The sequence below is a fragment of the Fusobacterium sp. genome, assembly GCF_032477075.1.
GTDB lineage: Bacteria > Fusobacteriota > Fusobacteriia > Fusobacteriales > Fusobacteriaceae > Fusobacterium_A.
Map to the genome: position 1 here is coordinate 26,585 of NZ_JAWDXO010000022.1, position 21,295 is coordinate 47,879.

Here is a 21,295-nt window from a genome sequence, read left to right on the forward strand (position 1 = left end):
TTTTTATTCTTCAATTTGGAAAAATTTTATGCTGTTAGATATTTCCATCTTGTTCTTAGTTCTCATTTCTTTTCCTATCTTTTCCAAGTCCACTTTAGAATCATACTCTATAATTTTTTTGTCCAGATCTTTCTCTACTGTTTCCAAGATTTTTCTATCAGTATTTATAGCCATTTCTAGTTTTGATATTTTTATCAGAAACATTCCATGTATAAGCCATACTATGACTATAATAATAAGTACACTAAAAAAAGTCTTTCTCACTTTTATCCTATCCTTTCAACTACTCTCAATTTTGAAGAGTGAGCCCTATTATTAAATTCTACTTCATTTCCCTCTGGAATAATAGGTTTCTTAGTTATTAATTTGACTTTAGCTTTGCCTCCACAGACACATATAGGAAGTCCTGGTGGACATTTACAAGCAGTTGCTAAATCTTTAAATTTAGTTTTTACAAGTCTGTCTTCAAGGGAATGGAAAGTTATTATTCCTAATCTTCCTCCTATTTTTAAAGAATCTACAGCCTTATCTATAGCTTTTTCTAATACTTCAAGTTCTCTGTTTACCTCTATTCTGATAGCTTGAAATGTTTTTTTAGCAGGGTGCTTTGCTGCTCTTTCTGGATAAGCTCTTTTTATTATAGCTACAAGTTCTCCTGTAGTTTCTATTTTCTTTATCTCTCTTGCTTCACAGATAAATTTTGCTATTCTTCTTGAATTTCTCTCTTCTCCATATTCAAATAATATTTTCATAAGAGCTTCTTCACTGTATTCATTAACTACTTCATAGGCAGATAAAGAATTATTCTGATTCATTCTCATATCCAGTTTTGTATCATATCTATAAGAGAAGCCTCTTTCTGGATCATCTAGCTGTGTAGAGGAAACACCTATATCCATGAGTATTCCATCTATTTTATCATACCCTGCCATATATATAACTGTATCCAGATTTTCAAAGTTATTTTTAAAAACCTGCCATTTATTTCCATATTTTTCTAGTCTTTTTTTAGCAAAATCTATTGCCTGCTGATCTTGATCTATAGAGATTAGTCTTCCTTTTTCAGAAAGCTCTTTCAATATTCCTTCAGAGTGACCTCCTCCTCCCAAAGTACAATCAAGATAAATACCATTTTTATTTACAACAAGATTATCAATACTTTCTCTATATAATACAGGTATATGATATTCACTTATAATTTCTTCCACTCTATAATCAACTCCTGTTTTACTATTTTTAAAATTATAAAAATAGAGAAGCTCTGCCAGCTTCCCTATTTAATTAAAGCAGTATCATAAAAACTACTTTTCTCACTATTCCAAAAAAGATATATGCTATTATAGGTGCTATATCCAGTCTAAAATTTCCCATTGGCAGCAATACTCTAAATGGTTTTAAAATAGGTTCAGTCAGATTATAAACCAGTTCTGTAAATCCATTTGACGAATTAGGAGAAATCCACGAAAGTATTACTCTTATTAATATAAGGGTATTTATAACTGTTATTAATAAATCAAAAATTCTAATGAACATATACATAAATAAACGCTCCTTTTCTTAAGTTATTAAAAATTATTTTATTTTGAATTCATAAAATAATGTTTAGCTTTTGATGTATATTCCCATCCAGACCATAAAGTCAAAATTATTGGTATAAGCATAAGATAAAAATTATACCATTGATTTCCTACTACAATCATTATTAGAATAACTATCATCTGACTTGTTGTCTTATATTTTCCAAGTTTTCCTGCTGGAATAACCTCACCTTTAGCAGCAGCAAGCATTCTTATTCCACTTATAAGAAATTCTCTTGCTATTACTATTATTGACATCCAAGCTGGAATGTATCTCAGTTCAACAAAAAGCACCAGAGCGGAGATGACTAGTATCTTATCTGCCAATGGATCCATAAGTTTACCAAAGTCAGTTACTAAATTATACTTTCTAGCTAAATACCCATCAAAAAAATCTGTCAATGAAGCTACTACAAACAACGCAAAAGCTATCATTCTATATACAAAACCTTCAGCGTTTGATTCCTGAAGAAAATATATGAAAGGCACAGCCAATACTAATCTTATAAAAGTTAACTTATTAGGTAAGTTCATAATTTGATATCCTCCATAGAATTTATTATTTACTGCTCATTTTCAACTATTGGTCCTATAAAATCATAATCAAAATTTTGTTCTAACTTAACTTTGACTATTTCTCCAGGTTTTGCTGTTCCATCATTTGTAAGCACTTTGCCATCTATCTCAAGAGCTTGACCTTTTGTTCTTCCTTCCAATAAATATTCACTTTCAGAAGAAACTCCATCTATCATTACTTCTACAACCTTTCCTAACATATTCCTGTTTTTATTTTCAGCAATTTTGCTTTGAAGATTTGTTATTTCTACCCATCTTTTTTCTTTTATTTCCTCTGGAACTTGATTTTCCATATCATAAGCCTTTGTATCTTCTTCTCTTGAATATTTAAAAACTCCAACATAATCAAATTTATATTCTTCAATAAAAGCTTTAAGTTCTTCAAAATTTTCCTCAGTTTCACCTGGAAAACCAACTATAACTGCTGTTCTTATCACTGCATCTGGTATTTCTTTTCTTATTCTATTAAGTATTCCTTTAATATGGTCTCCAGATTTAGCTCTCCCCATCTGCTGAAGTATATTATCCGATATATGCTGAACAGGGATATCAAAATATTTACATATTTTTTCCTCTGTCTTCATAACATCTATAAGTTCATCAGTAAGAGAATCTGGAAACATATAATAAGTTCTAAGCCATTTTAAACCATCTATTTTTACTAATTCTTTCATCAATCTTGCCAAAGACTTCTCTTTATATAAATCTATTCCATACTCAGTAGTTTCCTGAGCTAAAAGATTAAGTTCTCTCACTCCTGAAGCTACAAGTTTATTTGCTTCTTTAAGTATATCTTCGATAGTTCTGCTTCTCAAGTTTCCTCTTAATTGCGGAATTATACAGTAAGTGCATTTTCTATCACAGCCTTCTGCTATTTTTAAATAAGCTGTATGAGAAGCTGTAGTTAAAACTCTGTCAGTCTCAGAATCTGCTAAAAAATCCATTTTTGAACTTTCTACAACTCTTTTATCTGCCAGTACTTCTTCTATCACTTTTTCTATCTTATCAATTTCACCAGTTCCAATTACTGCATCAACTTCTGGGAGCTCTTTTAGTATTTCCCCTGCATATCTTTGTGCCAGGCATCCAGTTACTATTATTTTTTTCAAATTTCCATTTATTTTTAAATCACTAACTTCTAGGATAGTTTCAATTGATTCCTTTTTTGCATCTCCAATAAATCCACAGGTATTAACTATTATAATATCTGCTTCCCCCAATTCACTAGTTACTTCAAATCCTCTTTTGTTTACTAATATCCCAATAAAATTCTCACTATCTACAAGATTTTTGCTGCATCCCAAGCTAATTAAAGCAAATTTCATTCTTCACCTCATCTATAAAATAACCTCATACTAAAGAAAACACAGAAAAACATCTGTGTTCTCTTTGTATAAAGAACTAAATTTTCTTTTTACTTAAACTAATTTTTCCATTTTCAGTTGAAATAACTTTTACATCAAATCTATCTCCAACTTTCAATACGTCTTCTACATTTGCTACTCTTTCATTTGAAATTTCAGAAACATGAAGAAGTCCTTCTTTTCCAGGAAGTATTTCCATAAATGCTCCAAATTTAGCAATATTAACTACCCTTCCATTATATATTTCTCCTACTTCTACATCTTTTACAAAAGAATTTACTAGAGTAATAGTTTCTTTTAATACTTCTTCATCCTTAGAGAAGATAGAAACGCTACCATCATCACTGATATCAATAGTTGCCCCTGTTTTTTCTATAATTCCCTTTATATTTTTTCCACCAGGTCCTATTAATGCAGCTATTTTATCTGTAGCTATCTTCATTTGATGAATTCTAGGTACATTAGGTCTAAGATCTGCTGGTTTAGAAATAGCATTATTCATTACAATTAATATTTCATTTCTAGCATCTAAAGCTTGTTTTAAAGCTATTCTCATTATTTCCTCTGTTATTCCTGTTATTTTAATATCCATTTGAAGAGCAGTTATACCTTTTTTAGTCCCTGCTACTTTGAAATCCATATCTCCCAGATGGTCTTCAAGTCCCATTATATCTGTTAATACAGTAAATTCTTCTCCTTCTTTAATAAGTCCCATAGCTATACCAGCTACATGTTCTTTAATAGGTACTCCTGCTGCCATAAGTGAAAGTGACCCTCCACAGATAGACGCCTGAGAAGATGACCCATTTGATTCAGTTATTTCAGATACTACTCTTATAGTATAAGGAAAATCTTCTTCAGATGGAATTACATAACTAAGAGCTCTTTCAGCAAGAGATCCATGTCCTAATTCTCTTCTTCCAGGTGAACCCATTCTTCCAGTTTCTCCTACTGAATATGGAGGAAAGTTATAATGAAGATAGAACTTTTTAAAATATTCTTTTTCTAAGTCATCAACTAATTGTTCATCTTCTTTAGTTCCCAGAGTTGTTACAACAATAGCTTGAGTTTCTCCTCTTGTAAACATTGCTGATCCATGGGGAATAGGAAGAACTTCTGTCTCAGCAAATAATGGTCTTATTTCAGTTGTTTTTCTTCCATCTACTCTATGTTTATTATAAAGAATAGCCTCTCTCACTAATTTTTTCATAAGATCGTGATAGTATCCTTTAAATTCTCCAATCACTTCCTCTGGAATCTCCTCTTCTTCAACACCTTCATAATTTGCAAGAATAAATGCTTCCATTAATTCTTCCTCTAATGAATCAACTGCTTCTTCTCTCGCTTTTTTACCTAAAGTAAGAACAGCAGATTTTAGTTTTTCCATTCCTTTTCCATCTATAAAATCTTTTACCAATGGTAAGACTTCTTTTTTAACAAAATCTATTTTTTCTTTCCCAATAGCTTTTGCAAATTCTTCCTGAAAAGCGCATATTTTTTTGATATTCTCATGAGCAAACATTATTGCAGCAAGCATAGTTTCTTCATCTAACTCTTTAGCTCCTGCTTCAACCATATTTACAGCATCTTTTGATCCTGCTACTGACAATTCCAGTTCACTTGTTTCTAGCTCTTCTGGAGTTGGATTTAAAATAAATTCTCCATTTTTATATCCCACTACAACACCTGCTACTGGTCCTAAAAATGGAAGATCTGAAAGCATAAGTGCCATTGAAGATCCTATTATTCCTAAATAATCAGGTGTATTTTTTTCATCATATGAAAATACAGTATTTACAATGTGTACATCATGATTAAATCCTTCTGGAAACATTGGTCTTATAGGTCTATCTACAAGTCTTGCTGTCAATGTTGCATTTGTTGAAGGTCTTCCTTCTCTTTTATTAAATCCTCCTGGAAATTTTCCAGCAGCATAAAATTTTTCAATATAATCAACTGTTAAAGGAAAAAAATCAGCCCCTTTTCTTGGTTCTTTACTACGGTTTACAGTACTTAGCAATACAGTTTCACCATATTGAACCATTACAGCTCCACAAGATTGTCTTGCTATTTTTCCAGTTGAAAAACTTAGCGTTCTCCCAGCTAGTTCTAATTCAACTTTTTTTTCATCAAACATAAATTCCTCCTATTATTTTCTTTTATCATCTTTGAAACTTAAAAAGTAAATAATAAGGAGTAAAAGCAGAAATGCTGTTCACCTTTTACCTCTTACTACTTACAATCTTTTAAGTTTTAGTTTTCTAGTAATTATAACATTTTTACCACTAAAAATCAAATTTAAGATATTTCTTATTTTATTTATTATGAAAAATTGATATAATATAGATTATATATTAAAACATTACACTAGGAGGATTTCATGAAGAGAAAGTTTCTTCTCATTTTTACTATACTTTTCATAACATTAATACCTTCTAAAAGTTTTTCAAATTTACAATCAATAAATAATAATATCACTTTTGAAGAAGATATTGAAATAGATAAATTAAAAGCACAAATAAAACTTTTAGAAGAAAAGATACAAACTCTAGAAAAAACAAAAGCAGTTAAACTAAAAAAGAATAAATCTGAAGTTAAAATTGGACTTGCATTAAGTGGTGGTGGAGCAAAAGGTCTTGCTCATGTTGGAGTTCTTAAAATACTTGAAGAACAAAATATTAAAATTGATTATATTACAGGTACAAGTATGGGAGCTGTAGTTGCTGCTCTTTACTCTGCTGGATATACTCCTTCACAAATAGAAGATATTTTAATAGATATAAATTGGAATGGATATATAAATGGAGAACTTGACAGTAAAAAAGTTCCTCTTGAAAAAAAATTAAACAGTCATAAATATGCTGCTTCTGTAAGATATGATAAGGAATTTAATCTTTCTCTTCCAAAAGGTTTTGGAAGTACAGAAATGATATATTTAAGATTAAAAAGATTACTTGCCAATGTAGAGGATATAAATAATTTTGATAAATTACCTATTCCTCTAAGAATTGTAGCAACTGATTTAAATTCTGGTAAAGCTGTAGCTCTTTCTCGTGGTGATTTAGCTAGAGCAATAACTGCAAGTGTTGCTATTCCAACTATTCTTGATCCTGTAGAAATAGATGGTAATCTTTATGTAGATGGTTTGATTACAAGAAATCTTCCTGTAGAAGATGTTATTGCCATGGGAGCTGATATAGTTATTGCCAGTGATGTTGGAAATGAAGTAAAAGACAATAAAGACTATAATATTCTTAGTGTTATGAATCAGCTGGTAACAATTCAAAGTGCCTCTTCTACTCAGCAGCAGAGAGAAATGGCAACTATTCTTATTTCACCTGATATTCAATCATATAATGCTACTGATATGAAGAGGGGAAAGGAATTTATAAGTCTTGGACTTAAGGCTGCACAAGAAAAAATAGAAGATTTGAAAAAGCTTCCTAAAAAAGAAAAAATTGTTAAAGACCCTCCTGCTGTTAATAATATCATTATTGAAAACATTCTCTATTCAAATAAATTTTCATATGATAAGCAGGAGATAGTAAATAATCTTTTAGAAAAATATAAAAATAAACCACTGACTGCTGAAGAAATGGAAGATATAATGTTAAAATTATATGGTGTAGATTTCATTAATAAAATTTATTATGAGTTTGAAGGAACAACTTTAGTTCTTGATGCTGATATAAATCCTGCAAATGTTTTTGGAATAGGTGCAAGTTATGCTACTGGTTATGGAACTACTTTTAATATTGGAACTGAACTGTCAAATGCAAAAAAACTTGGAAGCAGCAGTACAATAGATGCACAATTTGGAGATTATCTTGGATTATCAACTCACAATTTCTTCTATTATGGAGTTTCCAATAAAATTGGAATTTTTGCTAATGCAAGTTATAAAGAATCCCCACTTTATTTATATGATGGTACCAAAAAAATAGCAGATTATACCAACAAAGCTTTAAGATTTGAAACTGGAGTCCTTACCCAGTATGATAATCAACTTCTAGCTTCTTATGGTATAGCTATAAATTACTCAAAACTTGAACAGGAAACTGGATTCAATTGGACAGAGCAGTTTGAATATTCTAAAAATTACAGTGAAGCCTTTTTTAAACTGTCTTTGGATAGGCTTGATGGAAGAAGACGTCCTACTTCTGGAGTAAAAGGTGAATTAAACTATGTATGGGGCGGAACATTTGGATCTTCTAAATCAAATTTTTATGGACCTCTTTATCAATTTGATGGCTATGTTCCAATAAATAAAAAATTTAACTTTTCTTATGGATTATATGGTGGGGTTATTTCTGGAGATAATATCCTACTTGATCAGTATATAAAACTTGGTGGTACTAAAAATAATATCCAAAATAAGGAATTCGCATTTTATGGTTACGAAGTGCATCAAAAACTTGTTGATCAGTTTCTTATAGGAAAACTGGGATTAGACTATGAAATATCTCCAAATCTCTATTTAGGTACTAATTGGAATATTGGTACCTACAGAGAAGCTAAAGAAAAAAGTGATGCTATGGATAAAAATAAAACTCTTCTTTGGGAAGATTATCACCAAGGTTTTGCTCTCTCTTTAACTTATGAAACTTTGTTTGGACCTATTGATTTTTCAATATCTAAAGATAATAAAAAAGGAGATGTTATCTCTCAATTCAGTATAGGATATATATTTTAATAAAAAAACATGGATTTGCTTGAAAAGCAAGTAAATCCATGTTTTAATTTATCTAACTATTTTATAAACATTGTCATTATATTTTTTATCCCTGCTCCTACATCTATTCCAAATATAGATTCAGCAATCATTTTTGAAAGTACCACTGTTGTTACTATGAGAAACATTGGTTTTATAAATTTTGTTCCCTTTGTTACTGCCATTTTAGCCCCAATTATTGCTCCAACTACCATTATAGCTGCCATAGAAAAAGAATAGATATATGCAACTTTTCCCATAGATACAAACATTATAACACTTGCTACATTACTGGACAGATTTAATATTTTTGCATTTCCACTGGCATTGGTAAAATCTATCTTAAATATTCTAATCATAGCAAATATAAGAAAAGATCCAGTTCCTGGTCCAAAAAAACCATCATAGAATCCCAAAGCAAAAGCCATGATTATTCCCCACTTAATATTTTCTCCATTTAATCCCTCAAATCTGTTTTCTTCTCCAAGATTTTTATTACGAAGTGTGTATATCAAAACCATAATAAGAAGAACTATAGCTATTGGATAGAGATATTTTGAATCTATCATTACTACTGTTTTTACTCCAAGTACTGCCCCAATAAATGAAAATGCTGCTAATTTTTTCATCAGCTCCCAGTTAATTTTTCCTGATTGAGCAAATTTAGCACTGCTGGCTATTGTAGAACAGCATGCTGCAACCTTATTTGTCCCAAGTGCCACATGAGCTGGAAGCCCAGATGCCAGAAAGGCTGGCAGACTTATAAGTCCTCCTCCACCTGCTATTGCATCAATGAAAGCTGCAAAAAAACAAGCTACTCCTAAAAAAATAAATCCTGATAAATCCATTCCTTCCATTAAACCAAACATTGCTTCACCCCAAATTTAATTTTCTATTTTACATTTAATATTATTACCATATTTTTCTTATTTCATAGCTTTCTACACTATCAATATAAAAATCTATATCTTGATTAAAGTTTCTGATAAAATCTTTTCTTTTCTCGATTTCATTCCATTGTGTGTTCACTTGCTGCCTTAAAGCCAACATTTTTATTTTCAATTCCTTGACTTCTTCAATATTTGGATTTTCTTGGGCGCTAAGTTTATCATATCTTTTTACAAGATATTTATAATTTTTAATATAAAAATCTCTATATTTACTGTCAGAACCCCAATCTCCATCAGGTTTCATCCAAGTATTCAAAGATATCCCTGCTCCTACTCTTCCTCCACTTCCCCAGCCTATCCCTATTCCAGGAGAAACTCCAACAGTAGTACATCCACCTAAAGCTGCCACTATTACCAAGCCAATAATATATTTTGTTGTTTTCATAGGTAACTCCTTGTTGTACTTTTCTTATATTATAAACATAAGCAGACTTTTATTCAATATATTTTTAGTAAAATATTAATAACGAAATTGTATACCATACACTTTTAAAATTTCCTTCAAAATAAAAGGATGATTCAATTATTTTATAAAATAATTGAATCATCCTTAGTTCTTAAATTTATATAAAAGATTTAAGAATTTCCACTTTGCCTGTTATTTTTAATTCTAATCCTGCTGGAATAAAATATGTATCTCCTTTTTCAACGTAATATTCCTTTCCTTCGCATATAATTTTGCCTTTACCATCTAATATAGAGTAAGCTTTAAAATTTTTATTTATTTCATCTTTAAATTCCCCATTAATAAGATATTTATCTATATTGAAATATTTTCCTCTTATTAGTTCCTCTTTTTCTGCTCCTGCTAAAAATATCCTTTTTCTGTTTTTATCAGTAGTTATTTCTACATCTCCCTCAAAATCTATTACATCAAGAGCCTTATCTATGTGAAGCTCTCTAAGTTTTCCATCTACTAATCTATCAAAATCATATATTCTGTAAGTAGTATCTGAATTCTGCTGTATTTCACATATCAGTATAGATCCCTCCATAGTTGCATGAACAACTCCTGGAGATAAGTTTATAAAGTCCCCTTTTTTTACTTTTACTGTATTGAAAAGTCCATCAAATTCCTTTGATTCTACTTTTTCTTTAAATATCTCTTTTGTAATTCCATCTTTGATTCCAAGTATAAGAGTAGCATTGTCACTTGCTTCCATAATATACCAGCTTTCGCTTTTCCCAAATTCACCCTCTACTCTTAAAGCATACTCATCACTTGGATGCACCTGAACTGAAAGTCTGTCATTAATGTCCAGATATTTTATAAGAAGAGGAAATTTACCTTTAAATTTTTCCATTATCTCTTCTCCTAATATATCTTTTCCATATTTTTCTATAAGCTCTATCAAAGATTTTCCTTGAAACTCTCCATTATCAACATATGAAAGTCCTCCCTTATGAGAACTTACTTCCCAAGATTCACCATATAAATCATTATCTGGAAGTTCCATATTTAAAACCTCTTTAAACTTTCTTCCACCCCATACTTTTTTTACAAGATTCTTTTTAAACTTTAATGGATACATTTGTATTCCTCCTGCCTTATATTTTTTCAATTATAAGTGTACAATTTATTTTAAATTTTTTCTATGTATATTTTTTTTCAAAAAAAATTGAAATTTTCTATCTTTATTATAAATTTACTATTTTATTTGCAATAGTTTCAGAAAATACCATATCATGTTCTACAAAAATTATAGTAGGCTGAAATTCTAAAATAAGTTCCTCTATCTGTATTCTTGAGAGAACATCTATAAAGTTTAATGGTTCATCCCATACATAGAGATGTGCTCTCTCACATAAACTTTTTGCTATAAGAACTTTCTTTTTCTGCCCGCCGCTGTATGAACTTAAATCTTTGTCAAACTGCTCCCTTGAAAAATCCATTTTTCTCAATATTGCTCTGAATAAACTCTCATCTATACCACTATTTTTAGCAAAATCTGAAAGTTTTCCTTTAAGAAAATTTGTTTCCTGTGAAACATAAGACATTTTTATTCTGCTTCCTTTAAAAAAATTCCCAGTATAAGTCACTTCTTCTCCCAGTATCAATTTTAATATAGTTGATTTTCCTGAACCATTTTTTCCTCTCAAAGCAATCCTGTCACCTTTTTCTATAGTAAAACTCACATCTTTACATACTTCTTTTTCTCCATAAAAAATAGAAACTTTATCTAAAGTTATCATTCTCTTTGAATGGTATTCTTCAGGTTTTATTTTTAAAGACTCTGAAAGTTCTATATTTTTAAGAAGTTTTGTCTTTTCTTCTAAGGCAGAATTTTGCCTTGCTTCAAGATTTTTTGATTTTTTCATCATTTTAGCAGCCTTAGTCCCTACAAATCCTTTATCTATCATTGCTGGGGCTCTTCCACCATAACTTTTCTTACTTTTCTTTTCTTCTTTTTTATCTGACCATTCTGAAGTTCGTTTAGCTGCCTGTTCCAATCTTTTAATATCCTTCTTTAACTTATAATTTCTGACAATTTCAAAATTATCCTGCATCTCCTTATTAACCTGCCATGATGAAAAATTCCCTTTTTGTATCTCTATATTTGTCTTATTTATTGATAAAATATGATCTATACAATTATCTAAAAACCTTCTGTCATGAGAAATCAGAATAAATCCTTTCTTAGATTTGAGGTATTCAGCAACTATTTCTCTTCCTTCTGCATCCAAATGATTTGTAGGTTCATCTATAAGGAGAAATCTATCCTCTCTCAAAAAGAGAACTGCAAGAAGTATTTTAGTCTGTTCACCATTAGATAGAGTATTAAATTCTCTATACAATACATCTTCTGAAACATCTAAAAGTGATATCTCTCTTTCAAGCTCCCACATCTGATAATCATGATTTAGATTATTTACTATATCTATTGTTTTTAAAGTTTTATCCTTTATTTCAAATGGAAAATATTCAAATATAACTCCACCTGAAATATTCCCTTTATATTCATATTTTCCTAATAAAAGATTTAAAAAAGTAGTTTTACCTCTTCCATTTCTTCCTGTAAATCCTAATTTCCAATCTGTATCTATTTGAAAAGACACATTTTCAAAAATGTTATCTATACTCCCATCATAAGCAAATGTTAAGTTAGATATATTTATAAGTGACATACACATCCCTCCTGTGAAATTAATAAAAGCCGCAAGAAAGTTAATTCTTGCAGCTCATATTATAAAATCACAGAAAAAAACTCTGATAAAAAAGATTTCTGCCTTTATATAATGAGAGAAAAAATGAATTACTTTCCTGCTAAGGCACATCAAAATCAACGGCGATACCGTTTGTCATTTTTTTGATACACCATTTAAAATATTAGCAAGAAATTTTCTTCATTCTTTCACCTCCATTTTTTCTATATTTCAACTTAATTATACATATTTTCCTTTAAAAAGTCAACATTCTCTCATCTTGACTGATTGATTTGCTGTTTTAATAGTTTCTTTCAAATAATTTTTCTATCTTTTCTTTAACTTTATTCATACTAAAAACATACATATAGTTTTTTAAAAATTCAAAATATTCTCATTAATATATTTCTTTTCACAAAAAAAGTGAAAACCATTTTACTTGAATATCTTATGAAAGAAAAGTATACTTAGAATATATTGAGGGAGGTTGAAGTTATATGGCCATGACTAGAGATATTTTAAATCTCATAAAAAACATAACTCAGAACAAAATCAACACATTGGAAGAAAATTCTAAAATTATGGATCTCAGTGAAAGAAGTCTCAGATATAAAATAGATGATTGCAATTATCATTTAAATATACTGAAACTTCCAGAATTAAATATCAAAAAAGGTATAATAACTTTTTCTTCTACACTGGATACAGTAGTAGAGAAAATAAATGAAAATATATATCTTTACAGCTTTTCACAAGATGAAAGAGAAAAAATAATTATTAACTTTTATCTTTTCAAAAATGAACCTACTACTATAGAAGATATAAGCATATTTCTAGGAGTTAGTTCTGTAACTTTAAAAAATGATATCAAACGTATAAAAAAATATTTAAAGACATTTATGTTAAGTCTTTCTAATGAAAATAATAAATGCCTCACTATTACAGGAGATGAGAGAAATATTCGAAAACTTTTATTGGATATTCTTTTAAAGAATTATGATATCACATTCAAAAATGATGAAATAATTATAACAAAAACATATTACCATGGATTTTTTATTCCTTGGAAAGAGATGGATAACTTTTTTGATAAAATTATTACTAATAAAGCATATAAACTTTTAAAAAATATACTCAAAGAAAATAATAAAAATATAAGTGATGAAGCTTTTAAGGTTTTATTTTTCTATATTCTTATACTGCTTAATAGATATCCAAACCATGAAATAATTACAATTAAAAATATGAACTTTCTTTCAAATACACCTGAATATCTGGCAGTAAAAAAATCTCTTACTGAATCTGAATTTTCAGAAGGAGAACTTTTAACACTGACTGAATATTTTCTTGGAAGCAACACTTTCAATTTTGATCATTCATTTTATGGAAACTGGGTGCAGATAGAAACTTTTATAATGCAGCTGATTAAAGAAGTAAGTAAATTTGGATATTCTGGTCTGGATAAAGATGAAACTCTTCTTGAAGGACTTATCAACCATATAAAGCCTGCTATTTACAGAGCTAAAACTGGAATACAGCTGAGCTCAGAAATATACAATGATTTCAAAGAAAGTTATCCTCTGATACTGACTCAGGTAGAGGAAGCGTGGAAAAAATGTGATTTTCAAGGTTTAAATATGTCAAATGAAGAAATTGCATATATAGCAATGCATTTTCAACTTGCTATTAAAAGAGTAAAAAAAAGAGTATTCAAAGATATTCTCATAGTTTGCGGTTCAGGGTACAGCACATCAAAATTTTTAGCAGAAAGTATTCAAGAAAAATTTTCAGTAAATATTGTGGATACTATTCCATATAATTTGCTGGATACTTATAAAAATGTTGAAAATATAGATTTAATTATAACTACTATTACTAATCTGGAAAGTACTCTTCTTCCAGTAGTAACAGTATCTCCAATATTAAGCAAAGAAGATATAAGGAGATTGGAATCACTTCATCTTTCGCAATCTAAAAATAAAATAAAATTATCCAAACTTTTAGAACTTGCAAAGAGAAATGGTATTATACACAATGAAGAAAATTTTATAAAAGATATGAAAAGACACTTCAAAAATGAGATATTAGATGATATTTCAAAATCAAGTTTCTTAAAATTTACTGACATGATCAGTATGTCTAGAATAGAAAAAAGAAAAAAAGCAAATAGCTGGGAAGATGCAATTAAAATGAGTGGAATAAAACTCATTGGGGAAAACATTGTATCAGAAAGTTATCTTGATGAAATAATAGATCTTATCAATAAATTTGGGAGCTATATGGTGATACAAGAAGGAATAATCCTTTCTCATGCCAGAGGAAATGAAAATGTATCTAAAACAGGAATAAGTATTCTTCTATTAGATGAACCTGTAGAATTTCCTGAAAATGAAAAAGTAAAACTTCTCATCACTCTTGCCAGTAAAGATAAGAGAGAACATCTCAACGGATTAATGGAATTTATTAATATATTGAGAGAAATAAATCTTCTGAATACCTTAGAAAATTGCCAAACTATTAGTGAAATTTACATAACATTTAAAAATTTATTTAATTAGGGGGAAACAAAATGGCATTAATAAATGCAAATCGTATTTTATTAAACAAAAGTATGAAAAACAAAAATGAAGCAATTAAGGAAATGGCAAAATTATTTGTTGAAGATGGAATTGTAGACAATTATGATGAATATCTTAAATCTTTGATGGATAGAGAAGCTATTGCTGAAACTGCTGTAGGTTATGAAGTGGGGCTTCCTCATGGAAAAAGTCCAGCTGTAAAATATCCTGCTGTAGCATTTGCTAGATTAAGCAACAATATTATGTGGAGTGAAGAGGAACAGGAAACTGCAAAATTTATATTTATGCTTGCTATTCCTTCAGCTGCTGCTGGAAATGAACATATTAATATTCTTGTAAATCTTTCTAAAAAAATACTGGATGATGATTTCAGAGAACTTTTATCTAAATCTAATGATGTAGAAGAAATAATGAATGCAATAAATAATTAATTTAAATAAAAATATGGGGAGGAAACAAACAATGAAAAAAACTTTACTTGAACTTAGAAAACATCTTTTATTTGGAACTAGCCACATGCTTCCATTTATCGTAGCAGGAGGGGTGCTTTTATCACTAGCTGTTATGATGGGTGGAAAGGGAGCTGTCCCTGATTCTGGACTACTAAAAAATATATCTGATATGGGTATTGCTGGCCTTACTATATTCCCTGCTGTTCTTGGTGGATATATTGCTTACTCAATAGCTGACAGACCTGGACTTGCTCCTGGTATGATTGGTTCTTGGATTGCTGTTCAACAATACAGTACTGGATTCCTAGGAGCTATCATAGTTGGATTCCTTGCTGGATTTATTGTAAACCAGCTGAAAAAAATTAAACTTCCAGCAAGTATGAAATCTGTATCTACAATTTTTATCTGTCCACTGTTTGGGACTTTAATAACTTGTGGTATAGTTATGTGGGTAATAGGAACTCCTATCGCATTGATGATGGCTGGATTAAATGGGTGGCTGACTGGAATGCAGGATGCTAGTAAAGCTGTTCTTGGAGCTATCCTTGGAGGAATGACTGCATTTGATATGGGAGGACCTATTAACAAAGTTGCTACTCTATTTGCCCAAACTCAAGTTGGAGAACATCCTTGGCTTATGGGAGGAGTTGGTATAGCTATCTGTACACCACCTATCGGAATGGGAGTTGCTACATTCCTAGCACCTAAAAAATATACACAGGATGAAAAAGAAGCTGGTAAAGCTGCTATCCTTATGGGAATGATTGGAATTTCTGAAGGAGCTATTCCATTTGCTGTATCAGATCCATTAAGAGTTCTTCCATCTATTGTTGTTGGTGGAATGGTTGGAAATATCATTGGATTTATTATGAATGTTATCAACCACGCTCCTTGGGGTGGATGGATTGTACTTCCAGTAGTTGAAGGAAAAATAGGTTACATTATTGGTACTATTGCAGGAGCTGCTGTCACAGCTATTATGGTAAATACTATGAAAAAACCTGTATCTGAATTAAAAGAAGCTATTGAAGCTGAAAAAGAAGAAGAGGAACTTGAATTAGAATTGGATTTTGATTAGAATATAAATAGGGTTATATGGGGTAAATTAAAATCATAGAAAATAAATAATTTGTAAATAATTTTTGATAAGGGGGAATTATAATGAAAATAGTTGCTGTTACAGCTTGTCCATCAGGGGTAGCTCATACATATATGGCTGCTGAAGCTCTTAAAAAAGCTGGAGAAAAATTAGGGGTGGAAATAAAAGTAGAAACTCAAGGTGGTATTGGTATTGAAAATGTTATTACAGAAACTGATTTAGCAAATACAGATTATGTAGTTTTAACTAAAGAAGTTGCTATTAAAAATGAAGAAAGATTTAAAGGAAAAAAAATAGTAAGAGTTAAAATAGCAGATGCTGTGAAAAAAGCTGAAGATATAGTAAAAAAACTTATTGAACACTATAACTCAAACAACTAATTTGCTTATACTCAACTGAAATATAAAAGTATCCTCAGAAGTTTTATAACTCCTGAGGATATTTTTTTATTAAATATTTTCTGCATTATTTAAATATTCTATTGGATTGAGATACAGCATCTTCCTCCACCCCTGTCTTGAATCATCTTTCAGCCATGGATATGGAATCAATGTCACTATTGAATAGTGAAGATGATGAGGTTTTCCTGCTGCATTTCCAGTATCTCCCACACTTCCTATCTTCTCTCCTCTTCTTACAAAAGAAAATCTTTTTGTATCTATGGTTTTTAAATGGGCATAGTAATGTAATCTCCATTTAGGTCCAAGGACTAATACGACATTTCCTCCTGATTTTAAATTTCCCTCATATATGACAAGTCCTATTGTAGAGCTTAGTACATTTGTTCCAGATTTAGCAAAAATATCTACTCCTTTATGAGTTATAGATTTTCCCCAAGGATAATACCAGAAACTTTTTTGATTATAATCTCTTTTAGTTCCATTCTCTACAGGCATAGAAAATTTTTGAGGTATAATCATTCCACATATCACTATCAGCAGTAAAAATATAAGTATTTTTGATTTTAGTTTCATTATTTTTCCCCTTTTTATTTATTTTTTTCTAAATCAATATCTAGCAATTTTATACAATACTCCTTTTTCAATTTATGATAATATTAAAATACTTAAAGAAAACCTAAATGAAGGAGGCTTTTAATGGATTTTATAAACTTATTTGAAAATTTCAACACTAATGGAAAACTTTTACTGCCAGAAAAAATAATCTCTTTCAAAGATATTCCATGGTCTAAACATCCTGTCTTTGAAGGAGTAGAGTTAAAACATTTACTCACATCAAAAGAAACAGTTGGAGAGTTCAGTTACCATTTAGTAAAAATAGCTCCAAATAAGAAAATTGGAACTCATATTCATGAAATACAACTAGAAACGCATGAAGTAATAGCGGGAAGTGGTATTTGTATAAATTCAGAAAAAAAATTTATATATAAGTCAGGAACTATATCTATTTTTCCAATGAAAATTCCTCATGAGATAATTGCAGATAAAGATGGGTTATATCTATTTGCAAAATTTATTCCAGCTCTTCTTTAAAAAAATGAATTTTATTAACAGAAAATTGATATTCTAAAGGAGTCATTTTTACTATTTTTTTAAAATTTTTTATAAAGTGGCTTTGATCATAAAAACCTGTAGCCAAAGCCACTTCAGATGTCAAAAAAGATTTTTCCAAAAGTTTCTGAGCTTTTCTTATACGATTTTGTATTTGAAATTGATGTGGAGTAAGCCCTATGCTCTTTTTAAATCTCCTTATAAAATTAAATTTACTTGAAAATGCAATTTCTGCCATTTTATCTATACTCAAAATACTTTCTGGGGATATCTCTAAATATTCTTTTATCTTTTCTAAATGTTTATCTCTTTTTTCATTAATATTCCTGTACTTTTCTAAAACTTTTAATCCCTTTAAAAGTAACTCAATCTCTTCCTTATCTATTTTTTTACTCTCTAATATATTTTCTAGTATAGGTTGTATTATCTTCTGAACTCCTGTAATCCCTTCTTCCCTTAATAAGTTTTTATTTATACATATACTTAAAAGAGAATATGGACTTAATGCTTCTATTTCATGAGAAATATATGGTGGTATTATGAATATTTGTTTTAATTTATAATTATAGGACTTCTCTGATATTTTAAGTTTTATTTCTCCTTTTAATATCATTCCAACAATAAAAACAGATACATGATTATGCAAAGGATACGAATATATAGAATTTTCACTGATAATTAATTTTATACCTGTATTCAAATAATGAAAAAAATATATTTTTCCTTTTTTTAACATCTCTTTCTCCTCATATTTTTACTATTATTATGTTTATTATACTAGATATCTTTTAAATTTATTACTGTTATTTATATTTTTACTTTAATATTCTTTCAAATGAAACATATTTTTATGATATAATTATCCTGAAACTGATTGATTATATGGGAGGAGATACTTATATGGAAAATATATCTAATGAGAGTATAAGTCAAAAATATAAAAAAGAAATAGATGAGAAAAATAAAATTATTTCACTTCATGAAAAGAATATCAAAAACTTAAAACTTGATATCAATGAAAAAAATAATTCTATATCAAAACTCAAAGAAGAAAATGAAGAGAAAGACAGGAAACTTAGTAAAAAAAGATTTCAACTTATAATTTGTTCTGTTATTATTATTTTTTTAATTTTTCTTTCTATATTTTTTAAATTATCAGAACCTAAATTAGAAGTTGTTGAAGATGTTGTTGAAGATGTTATTGAAAAAGTTAATTCACAAGAAAGTATTCCTGTTGCTCTTATAGATCAAGATGAGAATAGAGAAGATGAAGAAATGATAAAAACAGAAATTTCTATACCTAAAGAAATTATTCCTGTTATTCCAGCTCTTCCTACTACTGAAAAAGAGGAAAAACAACCAATAGAAACAGTAAAAAATGAAATTTCTATACCTAAAGAAATTATTCCTGTTACTCCAGTTCTTCCTACTACTAAAAAAGAAGAACCAAAACCAATAGAAACAATAAAAAATGAAAATATAAAAATAAATGAGGTTATCTCTTCTAAACCTAAAAAGCTTATATATTCTGAAGATGAGGTTTACACAAATCTTATTTGGAAAGGATATAGAGGAGAAAGGGCAATCTATGAATTCCAGAGAGATAATGATATGCCTCAAACTGGAAAAATTGATGAAAAACTTTTAAGAAAGCTTGGAATAAAACCCAGATTTAAATAGTTTAAATAATAAAACCTTCTAGATTAAATAATATTAATTTAGAAGGTTTTTGACTTTTTTATAAAGTATTTTATAATTTTTTATTTATTTCTTAAATCACTCTCTTTTGGAATATTTCCTTCTGCTGTTATAGCTGTAAATTTTTCAACTGCATTTTCTATTTCTTCATCATTTTCTAAGTTTAATGCTTCATCTAATAAAATTCTAAATACATTTTCAAGCTGATAATCATAATATTTATATTTATTTGTCCATTCTGCCAATCCTTTTAAAAATTCATTTAAATTATCATCTTTTTTCAAAAATTCAGATAATTTTTCTGCATCTTCTATTGTAATTATCTCAAGATTATGTTGTCCATGTACAAAACTATGTGCAAATAACAATGGATATATTGCTTTATTCCAGCCATATTTTTCTACTATGCGAGCAAAACTCTCCTCAAAATAACTTGGTTCCTCATGATCTGGGTCTGTACTTTGAAAAAGTTCTGCATAAAGAAGTACATCCTCCTCATTTGCCAAAGCCAATTCTGTTGCAAAAAATGAACCTCCAGCAGATTCTCCATCCAATGAAACTTCATCTTCTGGCTCATTTAAATCTGTTATTTTTTTCACTATTTTACGCATAAATGGATGTAATTCTTCATATTTCACAGCTTCTTTTGCAAAATATTCTTCTATGACTCCTATTGAATCGTCTTCATCTTCATTTTCAAAATCTTCCCATAAGATATCTAAATACCAATTATAATCATCTTGTTCTGATTCATCAATCCCCTTTAATATTAGTTTCAGTTTCTTTTTAAGCCATTCTTTTGTAAGCTCTGCCATTCTATATCCCTCCTAGCTATATTTATTTCTGTAAGAAAATATTAGCATACTTCCCAGTTGCATACAAGAAATGAACTCTTGCTTTTTGTCACTTCTTAATTGCCAAAGCTTCTCTTTTTAATATTTATAAATAAATTATTTATTTCCCATAAAAAATATACCCAAAATTTTAACAATTTAAATTTTTATATTTTCTTCAATTATAGAAAATACTCTCTTTATAAAAAGTAATTTATCTGCTTTTTTATGAAGAGAGTACTATTATTTTATTATTTTTATTTATTCCAGATATTTTTAGATATTCTGAATTTTACTGTGTATTTTTGCCAATTCCCTCTTATTCATCAGCCAGCCTTTCACTTTTTAATCTTTAGAACTTATATCCCAATCCTGCTCCTACTATCCATTCACCTTTTGTTTTGTTTTTATCTGTTCCATTATGTGAATCTCTTTCCACTGCATAAGTTCCCTTTAGATCAAAGAGCATTCCACTTTCAAGTTCAAGGGTATATTTTGCATTCAGTCCTATACTAAGCTCACTCCTGCTGTCAGTGTACTCTTTCCTTTTTCATGTGGTATTACTTTTTTAAGGTCTATTCCCACTTTTGCTGATGTATAGTCAAATGATTTTGAATCTGTTTCTATTGCCAGAGTTTTATTTCCCTCTTCTGCTCCATCTTGTTTGATATATGTATATGACAATGTTCCATATGGTTCTAAGAATAGATTATCTCCAATGTTATGAGAATATCTTCCATTCAAATAGATATCATATGATATATCATTATAGTTTGATGAATAATTTCTTGTTTCAGTTAT

General features: G+C 29.3%; 20 protein-coding genes and 1 pseudogene. 7 read left to right on the forward strand and 14 right to left on the reverse strand.

All coding sequences use genetic code 11. The features are described from left to right. Positions 1–3: 3 nt before the first annotated feature. The 6 genes from E6771_RS09995 to pnp all read right to left on the reverse strand — a co-directional run bounded on the left by E6771_RS09995 (position 4) and on the right by pnp (position 5,654). Positions 4–264 carry a hypothetical protein gene (locus E6771_RS09995; RefSeq protein WP_316091173.1) on the reverse strand — a complete coding sequence of 87 codons (261 nt, stop codon included), beginning with the start codon at positions 262–264 and terminating at the stop codon, positions 4–6. A 2-nt stretch (positions 265–266) separates the two neighbouring features. Then, the gene (gene rsmH, locus E6771_RS10000; RefSeq protein WP_316091174.1) at positions 267–1,208 is read right to left on the reverse strand and encodes a 16S rRNA (cytosine(1402)-N(4))-methyltransferase RsmH; all 942 of its coding nucleotides are present in this window, start codon (positions 1,206–1,208) and stop codon (positions 267–269) included. 73 nt (positions 1,209–1,281) lie between these two features. Then, the gene (locus tag E6771_RS10005; protein WP_316091176.1) at positions 1,282–1,539 is read right to left on the reverse strand and encodes a YggT family protein; all 258 of its coding nucleotides are present in this window, start codon (positions 1,537–1,539) and stop codon (positions 1,282–1,284) included. Between the two features lie 38 nt (positions 1,540–1,577). Continuing rightward, positions 1,578–2,111 carry a CDP-diacylglycerol--glycerol-3-phosphate 3-phosphatidyltransferase gene (gene pgsA / locus E6771_RS10010; RefSeq protein WP_005981520.1) on the reverse strand — a complete coding sequence of 178 codons (534 nt, stop codon included), beginning with the start codon at positions 2,109–2,111 and terminating at the stop codon, positions 1,578–1,580. Positions 2,112–2,140: 29 nt separating this feature from the next. Next, positions 2,141–3,478: a 30S ribosomal protein S12 methylthiotransferase RimO gene (rimO, locus tag E6771_RS10015; protein ID WP_316091177.1), complete on the reverse strand. Its 1,338-nt coding sequence runs from the start codon at positions 3,476–3,478 to the stop codon at positions 2,141–2,143. A gap of 76 nt (positions 3,479–3,554) precedes the next feature. After that, positions 3,555–5,654, reverse strand: a complete 2,100-nt coding sequence (gene pnp / locus E6771_RS10020; RefSeq protein WP_316091178.1) for a polyribonucleotide nucleotidyltransferase — start codon at positions 5,652–5,654, stop codon at positions 3,555–3,557. 243 nt (positions 5,655–5,897) lie between these two features. Between pnp and E6771_RS10025 the strand changes: the two genes are divergently transcribed. Further along, positions 5,898–8,210: a patatin-like phospholipase family protein gene (locus tag E6771_RS10025; protein WP_316091179.1), complete on the forward strand. Its 2,313-nt coding sequence runs from the start codon at positions 5,898–5,900 to the stop codon at positions 8,208–8,210. A gap of 56 nt (positions 8,211–8,266) precedes the next feature. Here the strand turns inward: E6771_RS10025 and E6771_RS10030 are convergent, their stop codons facing one another. The 4 genes from E6771_RS10030 to abc-f form a co-directional block, all read right to left on the reverse strand. Continuing rightward, positions 8,267–9,097 carry a TSUP family transporter gene (locus E6771_RS10030; RefSeq protein WP_316091180.1) on the reverse strand — a complete coding sequence of 277 codons (831 nt, stop codon included), beginning with the start codon at positions 9,095–9,097 and terminating at the stop codon, positions 8,267–8,269. A gap of 43 nt (positions 9,098–9,140) precedes the next feature. Next, positions 9,141–9,563, reverse strand: a complete 423-nt coding sequence (locus E6771_RS10035) for a hypothetical protein (protein ID WP_316091182.1) — start codon at positions 9,561–9,563, stop codon at positions 9,141–9,143. Positions 9,564–9,741: 178 nt separating this feature from the next. Further along, positions 9,742–10,710 carry a type I phosphomannose isomerase catalytic subunit gene (locus E6771_RS10040; protein ID WP_316091183.1) on the reverse strand — a complete coding sequence of 323 codons (969 nt, stop codon included), beginning with the start codon at positions 10,708–10,710 and terminating at the stop codon, positions 9,742–9,744. A 106-nt stretch (positions 10,711–10,816) separates the two neighbouring features. Beyond that, a complete protein-coding gene (gene abc-f, locus E6771_RS10045) occupies positions 10,817–12,304 on the reverse strand; it encodes a ribosomal protection-like ABC-F family protein (RefSeq protein ID WP_316091184.1) in 1,488 nt (495 codons plus the stop codon). A 515-nt stretch (positions 12,305–12,819) separates the two neighbouring features. On the opposite strand from abc-f, the gene E6771_RS10050 reads away from it, so the two are divergent. From E6771_RS10050 to E6771_RS10065, 4 genes are all read left to right on the forward strand, one after another. Beyond that, entirely contained in the window at positions 12,820–14,880 is a 2,061-nt protein-coding gene (locus E6771_RS10050) for a BglG family transcription antiterminator (protein ID WP_316091185.1), read from the forward strand. An 11-nt stretch (positions 14,881–14,891) separates the two neighbouring features. Beyond that, the gene (locus E6771_RS10055) at positions 14,892–15,332 is read left to right on the forward strand and encodes a fructose PTS transporter subunit IIA (RefSeq protein ID WP_316091186.1); all 441 of its coding nucleotides are present in this window, start codon (positions 14,892–14,894) and stop codon (positions 15,330–15,332) included. Positions 15,333–15,363: 31 nt separating this feature from the next. After that, the gene (locus E6771_RS10060) at positions 15,364–16,431 is read left to right on the forward strand and encodes a PTS fructose transporter subunit EIIC (RefSeq protein ID WP_316091188.1); all 1,068 of its coding nucleotides are present in this window, start codon (positions 15,364–15,366) and stop codon (positions 16,429–16,431) included. An 83-nt stretch (positions 16,432–16,514) separates the two neighbouring features. Next, positions 16,515–16,832, forward strand: a complete 318-nt coding sequence (locus tag E6771_RS10065) for a PTS fructose-like transporter subunit IIB (RefSeq protein WP_316091189.1) — start codon at positions 16,515–16,517, stop codon at positions 16,830–16,832. 69 nt (positions 16,833–16,901) lie between these two features. On the opposite strand, the gene E6771_RS10070 is transcribed toward E6771_RS10065, so the two are convergent. After that, positions 16,902–17,426, reverse strand: coding sequence for a M23 family metallopeptidase (locus E6771_RS10070; RefSeq protein WP_316091190.1), 525 nt, complete (start codon positions 17,424–17,426; stop codon positions 16,902–16,904). A 123-nt stretch (positions 17,427–17,549) separates the two neighbouring features. Here E6771_RS10070 and E6771_RS10075 point away from each other — a divergent pair, with 123 nt between their 5' ends. Beyond that, a complete protein-coding gene (locus E6771_RS10075; RefSeq protein WP_316091191.1) occupies positions 17,550–17,945 on the forward strand; it encodes a cupin domain-containing protein in 396 nt (131 codons plus the stop codon). On the opposite strand, the gene E6771_RS10080 is transcribed toward E6771_RS10075, so the two are convergent. Continuing rightward, positions 17,926–18,699 (reverse strand): helix-turn-helix domain-containing protein, encoded by a 774-nt coding sequence (locus tag E6771_RS10080; protein ID WP_316091192.1) that lies wholly within the window; start codon positions 18,697–18,699, stop codon positions 17,926–17,928. The two genes, E6771_RS10075 and E6771_RS10080, sit on opposite strands and share 20 nt — an antisense overlap. A gap of 164 nt (positions 18,700–18,863) precedes the next feature. Here E6771_RS10080 and E6771_RS10085 point away from each other — a divergent pair, with 164 nt between their 5' ends. Beyond that, positions 18,864–19,643 (forward strand): peptidoglycan-binding domain-containing protein, encoded by a 780-nt coding sequence (locus E6771_RS10085; RefSeq protein WP_316091193.1) that lies wholly within the window; start codon positions 18,864–18,866, stop codon positions 19,641–19,643. An 80-nt stretch (positions 19,644–19,723) separates the two neighbouring features. On the opposite strand, the gene E6771_RS10090 is transcribed toward E6771_RS10085, so the two are convergent. Beyond that, positions 19,724–20,476 carry a hypothetical protein gene (locus E6771_RS10090; RefSeq protein WP_316091195.1) on the reverse strand — a complete coding sequence of 251 codons (753 nt, stop codon included), beginning with the start codon at positions 20,474–20,476 and terminating at the stop codon, positions 19,724–19,726. A 370-nt stretch (positions 20,477–20,846) separates the two neighbouring features. Continuing rightward, a pseudogene (locus tag E6771_RS10095) lies at positions 20,847–21,295 on the reverse strand (autotransporter outer membrane beta-barrel domain-containing protein); the annotation flags it as partial.

What these genes read in the sequence shown, in the direction of transcription:
- E6771_RS10035 (WP_316091182.1), bottom strand. Translation starts at nt 9,563, where the DNA reads ATGAAAACAACAAAATATATTATTGGCTTGGTAATAGTGGCAGCTTTA.
- abc-f (WP_316091184.1), bottom strand. Translation starts at nt 12,304, where the DNA reads ATGTCACTTATAAATATATCTAACTTAACATTTGCTTATGATGGGAGT.
- E6771_RS10075 (WP_316091191.1), top strand. Translation starts at nt 17,550, where the DNA reads ATGGATTTTATAAACTTATTTGAAAATTTCAACACTAATGGAAAACTT.
- E6771_RS10080 (WP_316091192.1), bottom strand. Translation starts at nt 18,699, where the DNA reads ATGTTAAAAAAAGGAAAAATATATTTTTTTCATTATTTGAATACAGGT.
- E6771_RS10005 (WP_316091176.1), bottom strand. Translation starts at nt 1,539, where the DNA reads ATGTATATGTTCATTAGAATTTTTGATTTATTAATAACAGTTATAAAT.
- E6771_RS10065 (WP_316091189.1), top strand. Translation starts at nt 16,515, where the DNA reads ATGAAAATAGTTGCTGTTACAGCTTGTCCATCAGGGGTAGCTCATACA.
- E6771_RS10085 (WP_316091193.1), top strand. Translation starts at nt 18,864, where the DNA reads ATGGAAAATATATCTAATGAGAGTATAAGTCAAAAATATAAAAAAGAA.
- E6771_RS10040 (WP_316091183.1), bottom strand. Translation starts at nt 10,710, where the DNA reads ATGTATCCATTAAAGTTTAAAAAGAATCTTGTAAAAAAAGTATGGGGT.
- E6771_RS10030 (WP_316091180.1), bottom strand. Translation starts at nt 9,097, where the DNA reads ATGTTTGGTTTAATGGAAGGAATGGATTTATCAGGATTTATTTTTTTA.
- pnp (WP_316091178.1), bottom strand. Translation starts at nt 5,654, where the DNA reads ATGTTTGATGAAAAAAAAGTTGAATTAGAACTAGCTGGGAGAACGCTA.
- rimO (WP_316091177.1), bottom strand. Translation starts at nt 3,478, where the DNA reads ATGAAATTTGCTTTAATTAGCTTGGGATGCAGCAAAAATCTTGTAGAT.
- E6771_RS10055 (WP_316091186.1), top strand. Translation starts at nt 14,892, where the DNA reads ATGGCATTAATAAATGCAAATCGTATTTTATTAAACAAAAGTATGAAA.
- pgsA (WP_005981520.1), bottom strand. Translation starts at nt 2,111, where the DNA reads ATGAACTTACCTAATAAGTTAACTTTTATAAGATTAGTATTGGCTGTG.
- E6771_RS10060 (WP_316091188.1), top strand. Translation starts at nt 15,364, where the DNA reads ATGAAAAAAACTTTACTTGAACTTAGAAAACATCTTTTATTTGGAACT.
- E6771_RS10070 (WP_316091190.1), bottom strand. Translation starts at nt 17,426, where the DNA reads ATGAAACTAAAATCAAAAATACTTATATTTTTACTGCTGATAGTGATA.
- E6771_RS10025 (WP_316091179.1), top strand. Translation starts at nt 5,898, where the DNA reads ATGAAGAGAAAGTTTCTTCTCATTTTTACTATACTTTTCATAACATTA.
- E6771_RS10090 (WP_316091195.1), bottom strand. Translation starts at nt 20,476, where the DNA reads ATGGCAGAGCTTACAAAAGAATGGCTTAAAAAGAAACTGAAACTAATA.
- E6771_RS10050 (WP_316091185.1), top strand. Translation starts at nt 12,820, where the DNA reads ATGGCCATGACTAGAGATATTTTAAATCTCATAAAAAACATAACTCAG.